Raw genomic sequence first — 14,991 nt, 5'->3', positions numbered from 1 at the left:
GCGGCAACCGACAGCGGCCTCGGGCGAGCCGCGGCCCGCTACCGAATTGATTGCAGCGACATCGGTGCTTACGGAACTGGTCAGCAAGCTCAGCGCGAAGTGGTCACCCGCCGAGGCCGTCGTAAGCCAATTCAAAAGCGGAGTTCTTGCGAAGGCAGCTCCGAAACAGACCAAGAGAGAGAAGTTGATCGATAAGTTGATCGCAGCGCGCTTGGCTGCGCGTGAGCAGAGAAATTGGGGAGAGTCAGACCGCATCCGCAATGAGCTCGCTGCAATGGGAATTGTTTTGAAGGACGCTAAGGATGCGGACGGAAATCCAATCACGACGTGGGAGGTCGCGCGATGAAGCGGCCCGACACACCGTTTCCGCGGCACTGGTTCTATTACATCGCGCTGAAAATCCTGCTGCTTGCTGCTGCCGTGGCGCTGGCGCTGAAACTCTATGGGATGTGGTGAAGACGATGGCACAAGCACTCCCAAAGCCTGGTTTGCGGCCCTTCCTGCCGGAGGACGTGCCGGTTCTCGCCGCGATCTTCACGGCCAGCATCGAAGAGCTGACCGGCGACGACTATAGCGAAGCGCAGCAGCAGGCCTGGATGGCCGCAGCCGAGGACGAAGAGTTCGGCAAGGGGCTTGCCTCCGACCTGACGCTGATCGCTACGCTGGAGGGATCGCCAGTGGGCTTTGCCTCACTCCGCGGCAAGGATCATATCCGCATGCTCTATGTGCATCCGGCCGTGGCGGGGCAGGGCCTGGCGACGATGCTCGTCGATGCGCTGGAAAAGCTTGCGGGCGGCCGCGGCGCCGACAAGCTGACGGTCGACGCCAGCGACAACGCGCAGGGTTTTTTCGGCAAGCGCGGCTATGTCGCCATGCAGCGCAACAGCATCACCGTCAACGACGAGTGGCTGGCCAACACCACCATGCAGAAGACGCTCGGCAGCGGCCCTGCGACGGGAGCCCTGCAATGAGCAAGGAGCGCCTTTATCTGTTCGACACCACGCTGCGCGACGGCGCGCAGACCAACGGCGTCGATTTCACGCTGACCGACAAGCAAATCATCGCCCAGATGCTCGATGAACTCGGCATCGACTATGTCGAGGGCGGCTATCCCGGCGCCAATCCGACCGACACCGAGTTTTTCGGCACCAAGCCGAAGTTTTCGCATGCGCGCTTCACTGCGTTCGGCATGACACGTCGGGCAGGGCGCTCGGTCTCCAACGATCTTGGTGTGGCCGGGCTGCTGGAAGCAAAAGCCGACGCGATCTGCTTCGTGGCGAAGGCGTCGGCCTATCAGGTGCGCGTTGCCTTGGAGACGACGAAGGAGGAGAACCTCGCCTCGATCCGCGACAGCGTCGCGGCGGCGAAGGCCGCCGGCCGCGAGGTGATGCTCGACTGCGAGCATTTCTTCGACGGTTACAAGGAAGACGCCGGTTTCGCGCTCGCCTGCGCGAAGGCTGCCTATGAAGCCGGCGCGCGCTGGGTGGTGCTGTGCGACACCAACGGCGGCACCATGCCCAACGAGGTCGAGGCGATCGTTGCCGAGGTAGCGAAGCACATCCCCGGCGATCATCTCGGCATCCACGCCCATAACGACACCGAACAGGCGGTGGCGAATTCGCTCGCGGCGGTGCGCGCCGGCGCGCGCCAGATCCAGGGCACGCTGAACGGCCTCGGCGAGCGCTGCGGCAACGCCAATCTCTGCTCGCTGATCCCGACCTTGAAGCTGAAGGCCGAGTTTGCCGACGCCTTCGAGATCGGCGTCACGGCGGAAAAGCTCGCAACCCTGGTCAAGGTGTCGCGCACGCTCGACGACATGCTGAATCGCGTGCCCAACCGGCATGCGGCCTATGTCGGCGAGAGCGCCTTCGTCACCAAGACCGGCATCCATGCCTCCGCCGTGCTGAAGGACCCGCAGACCTACGAGCATGTCTTGCCGGAGCTGGTCGGCAATCACCGCAAGGTGCTGGTGTCCGATCAGGCCGGCCGCTCCAATGTCATCGCCGAGCTCGACCGCGCCGGTATCGCCTATGAGAAGAGCGATCCGAAGCTGTCGCGGCTGGTCGAGGAGTTGAAGGAGCGCGAGGCGCAGGGCTACGCCTATGAATCCGCCAACGCCTCGTTCGAGCTGCTGGCGCGGCGCACGCTCGGCAAGGTGCCGCATTATTTCGAGGTCGAGCAGTTCGACGTCAATGTCGAGCAGCGCTACAATTCGCACGGCGAGCGCGTCACCGTGGCGCTGGCGGTGGTCAAGGTCGACGTCGCCGGCGAGCATCTGATCTCGGCGGCCGAAGGCAACGGTCCCGTCAACGCGCTCGACGTCGCGCTGCGCAAGGATCTCGGCAAGTACCAGAAATATATCGAAGGCCTGACGCTGATCGACTATCGCGTGCGTATCCTCAACGGCGGCACCGGCGCGGTCACACGCGTCCTGATCGAGAGCGAGGACGAGAACGGCGACAGCTGGACCACGGTCGGGGTGTCCCCCAACATCATCGACGCCTCATTCCAGGCGCTGATGGATTCGGTGATCTACAAGCTGGTGAAGTCGGGCGCGCCGGCATAGGGGACATGGCGCCAAGAACGCAATGACGAGGAGAGAGGGGAGCGCGACCCATGATCGACCACATCTCCGTCGGCGTCAGCGACCTGCAGCGCTCGGCGACATTTTACGAAGCGGCGCTCAGGGCCCTCGGACTCGCGCGCGTCGTCACGCGACCGCGGACGATCGGCTTCGGCAAGGCCTATCCCGAATTCTGGATCAATCTGCGCGAGGGCATGCCGCACGTCACGTCGGAGAGCGGCGTGCATATCTGCCTGCGGGCCAGGACGACCGCCGAGGTCGATGCATTTCACGCCGCAGCGCTGTCCGCCGGCGGCGCGTCCGACGGCGCGCCCGGTATCCGCCCGCACGATCGCGTGCGCTATTACGCAGCCTTTGTCGTCGACCCCGATGGCAACCGGATCGAGGTGGTGACGTTTCCTGCGGACTAAAGCTTGCGCGCCATTTCCGGGGCGAGCTGCTTTTCCGCGTCTTCGATCTGCGCCGCAGCCGATTTCAGCTTCGGCAAAATCTCTTCGATCCGATCGGCCTTGAGGATGTCGACCGAAAGCCCGGCGCGGATGAACTCGGTCTGGCGCATGTGCGACAGCAGCGAGAACAGCGGCTCCCAGAAATTATCGATGTTGGCCAGCAGCACCGGCTTGGCATGACGTCCGAGCTGCTTCCAGGTCAATTGCTCGACCAGCTCTTCCAGCGTGCCGACGCCGCCCGGCAGCGCCACGAAGGCGTCTGAGCGTTCGAACATCAAGCGCTTGCGCTCGTGCATGTCGGGGGTGACGATCATCTCCTGCACGCGCGTCAGCGCGTTTTCGCGCATCCGCAGGAAGTCGGGGATGATGCCGGTGACGGTGCCGCCGTGATCGAGCACGGAGGTCGCGACCGAGCCCATCAGGCCGAGCGAGCCGCCGCCGTAAACGAGGCGGATGTTGTTCTCGGCGAGCGCCTTGCCGAACGCCTTGGCGCCTTCGGTGAAACGGGGATTGGTTCCTGGGCCGGAGCCGCAATAGACACAGACGGTTTTGATCGTGCTCATTGGTGCCATGATGCATTGCAGCGGAGAGGCGTCAAGCCCAATCGGTGATTCGGGACTTCCGGAAATCTACCGGTAAACGACGGCGAACAATTGAAGATTCGCCATCTGGCGGGGTGCATGGGCATCGGTAAGGCTCTATATGACAAACGAAAATCCTTAATGGCAACGCAGCCCGCATCCGACGGGCTTTTCAGGCTTCTTGATGGACCAAGCTCAATCGCCCGCCGGCCCCAACGTTCCTGATCCCGCCGGAGGGCCGCTGGAGCGGGCCACGCTGATGGGCACGCTGGCGCATCTGTGGCCCTATATCTGGCCGGGCGACCGTTTCGACCTGAAGATGCGCGTGGTCTGGTCCATGGTGCTGCTGCTCGCGGCCAAGCTGATCACGCTGACGGTTCCTTTCAGCTTCAAATGGGCAACCGACGCGCTGACCGGCGCCAACACCGCGCCGGTTCAGGCCGACAATTGGCACCTCTGGGTGATTGCCTCGCCGCTGCTGCTGACCGCCAGCTACGGCGTGATGCGCATTGTGATGGCGGTGCTGACGCAATGGCGCGACGGCATTTTCGCGCGCGTCGCCATGCACGCGGTGCGCAAGCTTGCCACCATCACCTTCATCCACATGCATGAGTTGTCGCTGCGCTTCCACCTGGAGCGCAAGACCGGCGGCCTGACGCGCGTGCTCGAGCGCGGCCGCGAGGGCATCGAGGTCATCGTGCGCATGGTGATCCTGCAGTTGATCCCGACCATCGTCGAGGTCTCGCTGCTGATGGCCGTGCTGCTGTGGCAGTTCGATTGGCGCTACGTGCTCGCGACCCTCGTCACTGTCGCCGTCTACATGTACTACACCTACATCGCGACCGAGTGGCGGATCGGTATCCGCCGCAAGATGAACGATGCCGATACCGAGGCGAACACCAAGGCGATCGACTCGCTGCTCAACTACGAGACCGTCAAATATTTCAGCGCCGAGACCCGTGAGGCGCAGCGCTACGACCGATCGGTCGCGCGTTACGAAGAGTCGAGCGTGCAGGCTTATACCTCGCTTGCAGTCCTCAACACCGGGCAGGCCGTGATCTTCACGCTGGGGCTGACCGCGACCATGTTGATGTGCGCGATCGGCGTGCGCAACGGCACCAACACGGTCGGCGATTTCGTGCTGGTCAACGCCATGATGATCCAGCTTTACCAGCCCTTGAACTTCATGGGCATGGTTTATCGCGAGATCAAGCAGGCGATCATCGACATCGAGAAGATGTTCAACGTGCTGGGGCGCGAGGCCGAGATCAAGGACGCGCCGGACGCAAAGCCGCTGGTGGTCTCCGCGGGCAATGTGCGTTTCGAGGACGTGCGCTTCGCCTATGACCCTGCGCGCCCGATCCTGAAGGGCATCAGCTTCGAGGTGCCGGCCGGCAAGACGGTGGCGATCGTCGGCCCGTCCGGCGCCGGCAAATCGACCATCTCGCGGCTGCTGTTCCGCCTCTACGACATCTCCGGCGGCCGCATCCTGATCGATGGCCATGACATTCGCGAGGTCACGCAGGCGAGCTTGCGCGCGTCCATCGGCATGGTGCCGCAGGACACCGTGCTGTTCAACGACACCATCCGCTACAACATCCGCTACGGTCGCTGGGACGCCAGCGATACCGAGGTCGAGCAGGCAGCGCAGCTGGCGCAGATCGATCATTTCATCCGCATGGCGCCGAAAGGCTACGAGACCCAGGTCGGCGAGCGCGGTCTGAAACTGTCCGGCGGCGAAAAACAGCGCGTCGCGATCGCGCGCACCGTGTTGAAGGCGCCGCCGATCCTGGTGCTGGACGAGGCGACCTCCGCGCTTGACACCCACACCGAGCACGAAATCCAGGGCGCGCTCGAGCGCGTGGCGAAGAACCGCACTTCGCTGGTGATCGCCCATCGGCTCTCCACCATCGTCGGCGCCGACGAGATCATCGTGCTGGACCAGGGCCGCATCGCCGAGCGTGGCACCCACGCAAAACTGCTCGCGGAGGGGGGGCTTTACGCCAGCATGTGGAACAGGCAGCGCGAGGCCGAGGCGGCGCGCGAGAAACTGGCTAGGATGGCCGACCCTGACGAGGCGCCCAACCGGGAGCCACCGCCGGTCGCCGATGTCCTGACGACGCCTGCGGCGGCGGAGTGACCTTGTCTCCGGTCCCAACTCTGGCCTAAACAACACCACCGCGCGGGACGACCTGCGCCATCAACCCTGAGCGGCAGATAGCGATGTCCATTCTCGATTCGATCCAGCGTCAGATCCCGCCGATCCACAAGGAGGGATATCCCTTCATCGGCGGCTTTGCGCTGGCAAGCCTCCTCCTGTTCTGGCTGTGGTCGCCTTTGGGGTGGATCGGCACCATCCTGACCGTGTGGTGCGCGCTGTTCTTCCGCGACCCCGTGCGCGTGACCCCCGTGCGCGAGGGGCTCGTGGTGTCGCCCGCCGACGGCCGCGTCTCGATGATCACTATGGCGCTGCCGCCGGCCGAGCTCGGGCTCGGCGATCGGCCGCTGCCGCGCGTCTCGGTGTTCATGAGCGTATTCAACTGCCATGTGAACCGCAGCCCGATCGCGGGCCGGGTGGACCGTATCGCCTACCGCCCCGGCCTGTTCATCAATGCGGAGCTGGACAAGGCGAGCGAGGACAATGAGCGCAACTCGCTGGTGATCACGACGCCGACGGCGCGGATCGGCGTGATCCAGATCGCGGGTCTGGTCGCCAAGCGCATCGTCTGCTTCGTCAAGGAGGGGCAGGCGATCGGCGCCGGAGAGCGTTTCGGCCTGATCCGCTTCGGATCGCGGCTCGACGTCTATCTGCCGCTGGGCACCAAGGCGCTGGTCTCGGAAGGCCAGACCGCGATCGCCGGCGAGACGATTCTGGCCGATCTCGCCGGAGACGACCCGAGTCGCGCCTACCGTGCCAATTAACCAATAAGTCGGTCCTGAGGGGCCTTCCGCCGCAATGGCGGAGGGGAACGCGGCTTGCTATATCTCGCCCCAAGGTGAGGACGAGCCATGACGCCCTATGACTCTAGAGATCCAGACGTGCGCCGGCGGCGGTTCCGCCCGATCCCGGTGCGCATGCTGGTGCCCAACGTCATCACGCTGCTGGCGATCTGCGCCGGCCTGACCTCGATCCGGCTCTCGATCGAGGGGCGGATGTCGCTCGCGGTCTACGCCATCGTGTTCGCGGCGGCACTCGACGGCATCGACGGCCGCATCGCGCGCATGATCAAGGGGCAGTCCAAGTTCGGCGCCGAGCTCGACAGCCTCGCCGACTTCGTCAATTTCGGCGTGGCGCCCGGCCTGATGCTGTATTTCTGGCAGCTGCACGAGCTCGGCAATGCCGGCTGGATCGCCGCCATGGTGTTCGCGATCTCCGGTGGCCTCCGCCTGGCGCGCTTCAATGCCACCATGGACGATCCCAACAAGCCGGCCTTTGCCGCGAACTTCTTCACCGGCGTGCCGGCGCCGGCCGGCGCGATCACGGTGCTGCTGCCGATCTATGTCGCTTTCCTCGATCTCGGCCGGCTGCCTGCGGCGGTGACGGCTGCGTATACGCTGCTGATCGCCTTCCTGATGGTGTCGCGCCTGCCGGTGTTCTCCGGCAAGACCAAGCGCATGCGCGTGCCGCCCGAACTGGTGCTGCCGGCGTTCGTCGCGGTGGTCGTGTTCATCGCGATCCTGATCGCCTATCCCTGGCACGTGCTGTCCATCGGAACGGTGCTGTATCTCCTCGCTTTGCCGCTCGGCTACAAATCCTATCGCGACCAGGCGCGCGCGATGGAAGCCACCGCGCCGGCTGGAGGTGAGGTCTCTTCGCCGCCGTCGGCGCCGACGCTGGCAAACCTGTCGGAGCCGCCGCGCGAAGACGACCGGCCCGACCGGCTGCACTGAACGGCCAAGCAGCAAGGCGCTGAACAGCGAGACTTGGATATCTGCCATGAGGCGCCCTGAGTTGGGTTGAGGCCCGATCTCGGCTATATCGCCCGGTGCCGGCGGCACCGCGCCAACAGCGGCCGCCAATCTGGGAGAGAACGCCGTGACGAATACTGCGACCGGGCCGCTGCCCGCTTCCGTCCTCGAAGCGCTGGGCCGCTATGACACGCCGACGATCTGCAATGCCATGGAGATCGTGGCGCCCGAGCGCCGGCTAATCGGCTACACCACCAAGCCACTGGTCTGCCCATTTCCCGATCTGCCCCCGATCGTCGGCTATGCCCGCACGGTCGCGATCCGCTCGGTGCTGAAAAATTCGCTACCGCCGGAAGAGCAGTCCAAGCGCCGCATCGACTATTACGAATATGTCGGGACTGGCCACGGTCCGCGCATCTCGGTGATCCAGGACATCGACGGTCCCGACGTCGGCTACGGCGCGTTCTGGGGCGAGGTGCAGAGCAACGTGCACAAGGCGCTCGGCTGCCTCGGCGTCATCACCGACGGTTCGATCCGCGACATTCCGCAATGGGCGCCGGGCTTCCAGGCACTGGCCGGCTCGATCGGCCCGTCGCATGCCTGGGTGCACGCCGAGAGCTTTGGCGGCGAAGTGCGCGTCGCCGGCATGACCGTCAAGTCGGGTAATTTGATCCATGCCGACCAGCACGGCGCCATCGTGATCCCGCACGATATCGCCGCAAAGCTGCCCGAGGCTGCCGAGCTCTGCGGCCGCCGCGAGACGCCGATCCTCGAGATCGCCCGCAGCCCCGACTTCTCGCTGGAGAAGCTGAAGGCCGCCCTGAAGCGCTCGGCGGAGATCCACTAACGGCGGGACCGCAATGATCTACGGTTGCGACGCCGCTCGCAGGCTGCCCTGTTCCGTGAGGAACAAGGCGGCCTGATCCGGCTCGCCGAGCACCGCGGCAGCGCATCCGATCAAGGTGAAGCCGCCGGCAAAATCCCACAGGGTGATATCTTCCGCATTGTCCGGCATGTGGATCAGGCGTGCTGCGATCACGGCAAGGGCCGCCTCGACAAAGAGCAGCACGCTGAACGCCGGCAGCACGAGCCCGGGTTCGAGCATGTGGAGCGCCAGCACTGCGGGAAGCGCGGTGAGAAGACTGAACAGCGTCACCATTGCGATGCCTTCCGCCCTGAGGAGCCGGCCCGCTCCAGAATACCAACTGATCGGGTCGCCCCGATGTGGCGCAGGGCCGCAGCCGAAGGGATCGCGCGCGCACGGCCTTGGGTGATGGGGTGCGCGCAACGCCCTATGGTTAGCGAAATGTTGAAATCCCTGTCGGCACTCGGCAAAAGTCGGCGCCTTTCAGCGCGCTGCGGCCGCCGGGCGCGCCGGCTCAACTTAACCTTTACGCGTCTTTAATCGCGGCTCACTAGGGTTTCCGATGCGGTTCGGGGTTGGGCCGCGCCATCGGCCAGGACGGCCGTTGTTGCGTTCGCGTTGGAGTCTCCCATGGATATCATGACGAGCATCGGGCTCGTGGCGGGTATTGTCGTCATCGCGACGATGATGCTGCTGGGCGGCGATCTCCACATGTTCGTTTCCGAGCATGCGATGATCATCATCTTCGGCGGCTCGACGGCTGCGACCATGATCCGCTTTCCGCTCTCGACGCTGATCCACGGCCTGCCGCTCGGCGCCAAGTTTGCCTTCACGATGAGCCGTCTGTCGGCGCACGATCTGGTCGACGAGCTCGCCCGTATCGCCGAGATCGCCCGCAAGCAGGGCCCGGTGGGGCTGGAAAAAGTCGAGACCGACGAGCCGTTCCTCGCCAAGGGCATCCGCTACGTCGCCGACGGCTACGACCTTGATTTCATTCGCGACAATCTCGAGCGCGACCGCGATAATTTTTTGATGCATCTGGACGAAGGCAGCAAGATCTACCGCGCCATCGGCGACTGCGCCCCGGCCTTCGGCATGGTCGGCACGCTGATCGGCATGGTGCAGATGTTCGCCAACATGACCGACCCTTCAAAGCTCGGCCCGTTCATGGCGACCGCGTTGCTCGCGACTCTCTACGGCGCGCTGGTCGCCAACCTGTTCTGTACCCCGATCGCCGACAAGCTGCATGGCAAGCTCCTGGACGAAGAGACCAACCGCACGTTGATCATCGACGGCATCCTGATGATCCGCGACTCCAAGAGCCCGACGCTGGTCCGCGAAATGCTGCTGGCCTACCTGCCCGAGAAGCACCGCCACGCCGAAGGCGAGCCGGTGCCGGCCTGAGGCCGCGCGTCGGGATTTGAGACATGGCCAAGAAGAAGCGCGGCGATTCACACGGAGGCGGTCACGGCTGGTTCGTGACCTTCGCCGACCTGATGGGCCTGATGATGAGCTTCTTCGTGATGCTCGTCGCGTTCTCGACGCAGGATGCCAACAAGCTCAAGGTCGTCGCAGGCTCCATGCGCGACGCCTTCGGTGTCCAGACCGAAGCGCGCTATTCCGGTATCGTCGAGTCCGACGGCCTGCCGACCCGCCCTCGGCTGAAGAACGTCGATCACATTCAGCCCGAGGACTCCTCCAACACGCCCACGCCGGACCAGGAGGATCGGGACCGCACGTCGGGCGCCAAGATCAAGGTCGACCGCAATTTTGCGCTGGCGGCGGCCTCGCTACGCCAGGCATTGCAGGACATGCCGGAACTGACCGAGATGTCCAAGCACGTCATGTTCGAGGAGACCAAGCAGGGCCTCAACCTCGAGATCGTGGACCAGGACGGCCGCTCGATGTTCGCCGACGGCTCCAAGGTGCCCTATGACCGCACCCGTCGCCTGCTCGAGAAGCTCGCTGTCCCGCTCAAGGCGACGCCGCTGCGCGTCTCCATCGCCGGCCACACCGCGGCTGGTTTCGTGCCGACCCGCAGCGACTACGGCGCCTTCGACCTGTCGGCCGACCGCGCCAATGCCGTGCGTCAGATCCTCGAACGCGAGGGCCTGCCGGCCGCCCATGTCTTCGCCGTCGCCGGCAAGGCGGATACCCAGCCGCTGTTTCCGGACGATCCCTCGCTCGCAGCCAACCGGCGGGTGACCATCACCCTGATGCGCGAAGATCCGCCGCTGCCACCGAATCTGAAGCCGTAGGGCGCATTCGAGCGAAGCGGACCCTGTTTCGCGCGAAGAAAGCGCGACAAAACAAGGATGTAGAGCCAATTCCCCTTCGATCGGGGACGGAAAGGCTCAGGGCTCTTGTGCCACCGTCTTACCTGAGGCATGTCGTCGCGTGGGCGACGACCGTTGCTGCGCCGTCACAGCATCTGCCCCGGCGCCTGCTATGGTGATGTGCCGATTGACAGGGGCGCCGGAACCGTCAAAAGGCGCCGGATCAATTCTCGGGCAAAAGCGTTCCAGTTTCATATGACGGCGAGCATCACATCGACCGAAGCTCCGGACGGACCGGTCAGCTCGGGTTTCTGGGGCCTGACGCTCGGGAGCATCGGCGTCGTCTTCGGCGACATCGGCACGTCGCCGCTCTACGCATTCCACGAGGCAGTCAGGGGCGCGGCCCACGGTCAGCCGGTCTCGCGGGTCATGGTGCTCGGCGTGCTCTCGCTGATCCTCTGGGCGCTGCTGATCGTCGTCACCGCCAAATACGTTCTGCTGCTGCTGCGCGCCGACAACAACGGGGAGGGCGGCACGCTTTCCCTCATGGCGCTCGGTCAGCGCGCGCTCGGGCGGCGGAGCTGGTTCCTGACGGCGCTTGGCGTGGTCGGCGCCTCCATGTTCATCGGCGATTCCATGATCACGCCGGCGATCTCGGTGCTGTCGGCGGTCGAGGGTCTGAAGCTCGCAACACCCGCCTTCGAGCACTACGTCGTTCCCCTGACCGTTCTCATCCTGGCGCTGCTGTTCGCGGTCCAGAGCAAGGGGACGGCGCTGGTCGCCTCGGCTTTCGGGCCGGTGATGGTCGTCTGGTTCACCGTCCTTGCCGTGTTGGGCGCCGTTCACATCGCCGACGATCCGTCGGTGCTGGCAGCAATCAATCCCTATTACGCGCTGGAATTCCTGCTGTCGCACGGCACGATCGGCTTGGTGACACTGGGTGCGGTGTTCCTCGCGGTGACCGGCGGCGAGGCGCTTTACGCAGACCTCGGCCATTTCGGCCGCAAGCCGATCCAGTCGGCCTGGATGTTCTTCGTGCTGCCTGCGCTCCTGATCAACTATTTCGGGCAGGGCGCACTGGTGCTGTCGGATCCCAGCGCGATCGAACACTCCTTCTATCGCATGGTGCCCGAGCATTTCGTGCTGCCGCTGGTCGGACTTGCGACCGCGGCGACCGTGATCGCGAGCCAGGCGGTGATCACAGGGGCCTATTCGCTGGTCTATCAGGCAGTGCAGCTCGGCCTCCTGCCGCGCTTCGAGGTGCGCTTCACCTCGGAAACTCATGCCGGCCAGATCTATCTGCCGCGTGTAAACCGGCTGCTCCTGATCGGTGTGATGCTGCTGGTGCTGTTGTTCCACACGCCCAGCAATCTGGCTTCCGCCTACGGTATTGCGGTCTCCACCACCATGGTTGCTGACGGCATCATGGGCTTCATCGTGATCTGGAAATTGTGGAACTGGCGCGCGGCGACGGCCGCAGCGGTGATCCTGCCCTTCGTCGTGGTCGACATCAGCTTCTTCAGCGCGAACCTCCTGAAGCTGCTCGAAGGCGCCTGGGTGCCGCTGCTGTTCGGCGTGATCATGGCCGGGACAATCTGGACCTGGCGACGAGGGTCCGGGATCCTGATCCAGAAAACGCGCCGCATCGAGGTGCCGCTGGACGATCTGATCCGGAGCCTGGAGAAGCGGCCGCCGCACATCGTCAAGGGCACCGCGGTGTTCCTGACCAGCGATCCCTCCTTCGTGCCGACCGCGCTGCTGCACAATCTCAAGCACAACAAGGTGCTGCACGAGCACAACGTGGTTCTGACCATCGAGACCGCGCATACGCCGCGGGTCGATCTGTCGGAGCGTTTCCGGATGGAGAAGATCAGCGACAAGTTCTTCAAGGTCCGCTTGCGCTTCGGTTACATGGAGCAGCCAAACGTGCCCAAGGCGCTTGCGATCGCGCGCAAGCAGGGCTGGCAGTTCGACATCATGTCGACCTCGTTCTTCGTGTCGCGGCGCTCGCTGAAGGCGTCGGCGCAATCCGGCATGCCGCTTTGGCAGGATCATTTGTTCATAGCGCTGAGCCGGTCCGCCAACGACGCCACCGACTATTTCCAGATTCCCACCGGGCGGGTGGTTGAAGTCGGAACCCAAGTCACCATCTAAGCCGCGATGGCGAAGGCATGCAAAATTGCATGTCTAGGGCCCAAAATCGGGTTAGGCTATGCCGGTAGCGCAGGCCTATAAGCCGCGCGCCCTTCTGCCGTTGTGCAGTGAAGCATTTTCAGAGGCCATCAGGCTCTCCCATGACAAGTGATGTAGCGATTTCCGCCCCGGAAACGGCGGCGGCCAATGGGCATGGCGATGCCCACACCACCGCCGGTTTCGGTGCGCTGACACTCGGCAGCATCGGCGTCGTCTACGGCGACATCGGCACCAGCCCGCTCTACGCGTTCCGCGAGGCGGTCATGGCGGCTTCTGGCGCGGAGGGGCTGCCGACGCCGGCGGCCGTGCTCGGCGTGCTCTCCCTGATCCTGTGGGCGCTCATCATCGTGGTGACGCTCAAATACGTCGTGATCCTGCTCCGCGCCGACAACAACGGCGAGGGCGGCACGCTGGCGCTGATGGCGCTGGCCCAGCGCGCAGTCGGCACCCGCGGAACAACCATCGTCCTGCTCGGCATCATTTCCGGCGCCCTGTTCTACGGCGACGCCGTGATCACGCCGGCGCTCTCGGTGCTGTCGGCGATCGAAGGCATGAAGGACGTCACCCTGCACTTCGAGCCCTACATCGTACCGCTGACCGTGATCATCCTGGTCGGTCTGTTTGCCGTGCAGTCCCGTGGTACCGCTCGCGTCGCCGCCTTCTTCGGCCCGATCATGTGCGTCTGGTTCGCCGTGATCGCGACCGCGGCGATCCACCCGATCATCCAGCAGCCGCAGGTGCTGTTGGCGCTGAACCCGCTCTACGCCGTATCCTTCATGATCCACCATGGCATCATCGGGTTCGTGACGCTCGGCGCGGTGTTTCTGGCGGTCACCGGTGCCGAGGCGCTCTATGCCGACCTCGGCCATTTCGGCAAGCGGCCGATCCAGACCGCCTGGCTGTTCATCGTGGTGCCGTCGCTGGCATTGAACTATCTGGGGCAGGGCGCCCTCGTGCTCGGCGATCCCGGCGCGATCGTCAGCCCGTTCTTTCAGCTCTTCCCGCAAGGTTTTTTCCGCGGCTGCATGGTCGTGCTGGCGACCGCCGCAACAGTCATCGCAAGCCAGGCGGTCATCACCGGTGCCTATTCGCTGACGCGCCAGGCGATCCAGCTCGGTCTGTTGCCGCGCTTTGAAATTCGCCATACCTCTGAAGCCCATTCGGGCCAGATCTTCATCCCGCGCATCAACCAGCTCCTGCTGGTAGCGGTGGTCCTGCTGGTGCTGCTGTTCCGCTCTTCCACCGCGCTGGCATCGGCCTATGGCATCTCGGTCACCGGCACCATGGTGGTCACGGCGATGATGGGTTTTGTGGTGATCTGGAAGGTCTGGAAATGGTCGCCGTTCACGGCCGCCGCCCTGATCGCGCCGTTCCTGTTCCTCGATCTGACTTTTCTCGCCGCCAATCTGCTCAAGGTGTTCGAAGGCGGCTGGGTGCCCCTGGCGCTCGGCGCAGTCATGATCATGCTGATGTACACGTGGCGGCGCGGCAGCCGGCTGCTGTTCGAGAAGTCGCGCAAGCTCGAATTCCCGCTCGCCGACCTCGTGGCGATGCTGGAGAAGCGGCCGCCGCAGCGCGTGCCCGGCACCGCGGTATTCCTGACCAGCGATCCCCTCAGCGCGCCGACCGCGCTGATGCATAGTCTGAAGCACTACAAGGTGCTGCACGAGAAGAACGTCATTCTCACGATCGAGACCGCACAGACCCCGCGCATCGATCCGGCCGAGCGGGTGAAGCTGGAACAAATCTCGCCGACCTTCTCCAAGGTGACGCTGAAGTTCGGCTTCATGGAATCGCCCAACGTGCCGAAGGCGCTGGCGATCGCCCGCAAGCTCGGCTGGCAGTTCGACATCATGTCGACCTCGTTCTTCCTGTCGCGGAGGGCGCTCAAACCGGCCGCCCATTCCGGCATGCCGCGCTGGCAGGACCGGCTGTTCATCTCGCTCAGCCGTTCCGCCAACGACGCCACCGACTATTTCCAGATCCCCTCCGGCCGCGTCGTCGAGGTCGGCACCCAGGTCACCATCTAAAGTGACGATCTGATCCTCCGTTGGAAGGTCGCGCTTCAAGTCGCTGCGATTTAGCTTTAACTTGCGCAAGGCAGCTCAAGCCTTTGTAGCGCTTGATTTTCACC

Annotated in this window: 13 protein-coding genes and 1 pseudogene; 12 read left to right on the top strand and 2 right to left on the bottom strand. The window is 64.4% G+C overall.

Annotation, left to right across the window (positions count from 1 at the left end; genetic code table 11):
- Positions 1-187: 187 nt before the first annotated feature.
- The 4 genes and pseudogenes from IVB40_RS35905 to IVB40_RS21830 all read left to right on the top strand — a co-directional run.
- Positions 188-346: pseudogene (locus tag IVB40_RS35905) on the top strand (cysteine--tRNA ligase); the annotation flags it as partial.
- 115 nt (positions 347-461) lie between these two features.
- Positions 462-971, top strand: a complete 510-nt coding sequence (locus tag IVB40_RS21840; protein ID WP_247816242.1) for a GNAT family N-acetyltransferase — start codon at positions 462-464, stop codon at positions 969-971.
- Positions 968-2,566, top strand: coding sequence for a citramalate synthase (gene cimA, locus IVB40_RS21835; RefSeq protein ID WP_247816241.1), 1,599 nt, complete (start codon positions 968-970; stop codon positions 2,564-2,566). Before IVB40_RS21840 ends, cimA begins: the two co-directional genes overlap by 4 nt.
- Positions 2,567-2,616: 50 nt before the next feature.
- Positions 2,617-2,994 carry a VOC family protein gene (locus IVB40_RS21830; RefSeq protein WP_247433692.1) on the top strand — a complete coding sequence of 126 codons (378 nt, stop codon included), beginning with the start codon at positions 2,617-2,619 and terminating at the stop codon, positions 2,992-2,994.
- On the opposite strand, the gene IVB40_RS21825 is transcribed toward IVB40_RS21830, so the two are convergent.
- A complete protein-coding gene (locus IVB40_RS21825; RefSeq protein WP_018459347.1) occupies positions 2,991-3,596 on the bottom strand; it encodes a TIGR00730 family Rossman fold protein in 606 nt (201 codons plus the stop codon). The genes IVB40_RS21830 and IVB40_RS21825 overlap by 4 nt on opposite strands.
- A 202-nt stretch (positions 3,597-3,798) precedes the next feature.
- Here IVB40_RS21825 and IVB40_RS21820 point away from each other — a divergent pair, with 202 nt between their 5' ends.
- The 4 genes from IVB40_RS21820 to IVB40_RS21805 all read left to right on the top strand — a co-directional run bounded on the left by IVB40_RS21820 (position 3,799) and on the right by IVB40_RS21805 (position 8,370).
- Positions 3,799-5,754: an ABC transporter ATP-binding protein/permease gene (locus tag IVB40_RS21820; protein ID WP_247360395.1), complete on the top strand. Its 1,956-nt coding sequence runs from the start codon at positions 3,799-3,801 to the stop codon at positions 5,752-5,754.
- 77 nt (positions 5,755-5,831) lie between these two features.
- On the top strand, positions 5,832-6,536 hold the full coding sequence (locus tag IVB40_RS21815; protein ID WP_256374445.1) for a phosphatidylserine decarboxylase: 705 nt from the start codon (positions 5,832-5,834) through the stop codon (positions 6,534-6,536).
- Positions 6,537-6,623: 87 nt separating this feature from the next.
- Positions 6,624-7,505 carry a phosphatidylcholine/phosphatidylserine synthase gene (locus IVB40_RS21810; RefSeq protein WP_247408117.1) on the top strand — a complete coding sequence of 294 codons (882 nt, stop codon included), beginning with the start codon at positions 6,624-6,626 and terminating at the stop codon, positions 7,503-7,505.
- 145 nt (positions 7,506-7,650) lie between these two features.
- Positions 7,651-8,370, top strand: a complete 720-nt coding sequence (locus IVB40_RS21805; protein WP_247816240.1) for an RraA family protein — start codon at positions 7,651-7,653, stop codon at positions 8,368-8,370.
- Positions 8,371-8,388: 18 nt separating this feature from the next.
- Here the strand turns inward: IVB40_RS21805 and IVB40_RS21800 are convergent, their stop codons facing one another.
- Positions 8,389-8,682 (bottom strand): hypothetical protein, encoded by a 294-nt coding sequence (locus IVB40_RS21800; RefSeq protein WP_027569442.1) that lies wholly within the window; start codon positions 8,680-8,682, stop codon positions 8,389-8,391.
- Between the two features lie 336 nt (positions 8,683-9,018).
- On the opposite strand from IVB40_RS21800, the gene IVB40_RS21795 reads away from it, so the two are divergent.
- The 4 genes from IVB40_RS21795 (at position 9,019) to IVB40_RS21780 (ending at position 14,887) form a co-directional block, all read left to right on the top strand.
- Positions 9,019-9,792: a MotA/TolQ/ExbB proton channel family protein gene (locus tag IVB40_RS21795; RefSeq protein ID WP_018459340.1), complete on the top strand. Its 774-nt coding sequence runs from the start codon at positions 9,019-9,021 to the stop codon at positions 9,790-9,792.
- A gap of 23 nt (positions 9,793-9,815) precedes the next feature.
- Positions 9,816-10,646, top strand: coding sequence for a flagellar motor protein MotB (locus IVB40_RS21790; protein ID WP_247816239.1), 831 nt, complete (start codon positions 9,816-9,818; stop codon positions 10,644-10,646).
- A gap of 273 nt (positions 10,647-10,919) precedes the next feature.
- Positions 10,920-12,818 (top strand): potassium transporter Kup, encoded by a 1,899-nt coding sequence (locus IVB40_RS21785; RefSeq protein WP_247433704.1) that lies wholly within the window; start codon positions 10,920-10,922, stop codon positions 12,816-12,818.
- A gap of 140 nt (positions 12,819-12,958) precedes the next feature.
- On the top strand, positions 12,959-14,887 hold the full coding sequence (locus IVB40_RS21780) for a potassium transporter Kup (protein WP_247816238.1): 1,929 nt from the start codon (positions 12,959-12,961) through the stop codon (positions 14,885-14,887).
- The last annotated feature ends 104 nt before the right edge of the window (positions 14,888-14,991 follow it).

Origin of the sequence: Bradyrhizobium sp. 40 (assembly GCF_023100925.1) — a bacterium.
Classification (GTDB): domain Bacteria; phylum Pseudomonadota; class Alphaproteobacteria; order Rhizobiales; family Xanthobacteraceae; genus Bradyrhizobium.
This window is presented reverse-complemented; position numbering and strand designations above follow the sequence as displayed.